Raw genomic sequence first — 576 nt, 5'->3', positions numbered from 1 at the left:
CGCCAGGGCCGCCCCATTCACCGCCCCCACTGCCCCATAAAACCAGAGCAAGCCCAGCCCAAATAGAACCAGACCGACCACTCCCAAGCTGTACAGCCAGCGGGCCCGCACTTGCCGCTCCTTGATCCCCAGAGCCAGACATGACAACAGCGCCAACAGCACCCAGGCCCAGCTCAACCCTGGGATCCAACCCACCGCCAAAGTCTCCGGGATTCCCAACTGCTGCGGGTCGATGAGGCCAAAGGTTCCCGCCAGCACTCCTGTGCCGCCGAACTCCCGCCTCAGCATCCACTCAGCATCCACTAAGGGCAGAGCAAAAACAGCAAAACGGCAATCAGATTGGTCAGCAACAGCAGCATGGGCAGAGATTCAACAAGACCAAGGAGGGCCATCCGACAAAGATAGCAGCCAGCCCTCTTCTCAGCTCCTCAGCTCAAGACACTTCTCACGGGAAAGTGTTCCGCACCTCTGCTGCGGACAAGGCCAGTTGGATCTGTTCTGGCCTCAGCTAGAAATTGCAGGAGCCCCGCACTGTACCCGTAGGGTCAGTGTCGGGAGGAATGCGGAAGTTATGAT

At 59.2% G+C, this 576-nt stretch carries 1 protein-coding gene; it reads right to left on the bottom strand.

Going from position 1 to position 576, the window contains the following annotated elements; all coding sequences use genetic code 11:
* The coding region (locus tag NW837_RS15345) for a hypothetical protein (protein ID WP_414332520.1) at positions 1-288 on the bottom strand (288 nt) is incomplete at its 3' end.
* Positions 289-576: the final 288 nt, after the last annotated feature.

The sequence above is a fragment of the Synechococcus sp. R6-10 genome (genome assembly GCF_047461815.1).
Lineage (GTDB): Bacteria > Cyanobacteriota > Cyanobacteriia > Thermostichales > Thermostichaceae > Thermostichus.
The sequence above is the reverse complement of the archived record's forward strand: the minus strand, read 5'-3'. Positions and strand labels throughout refer to the sequence as shown.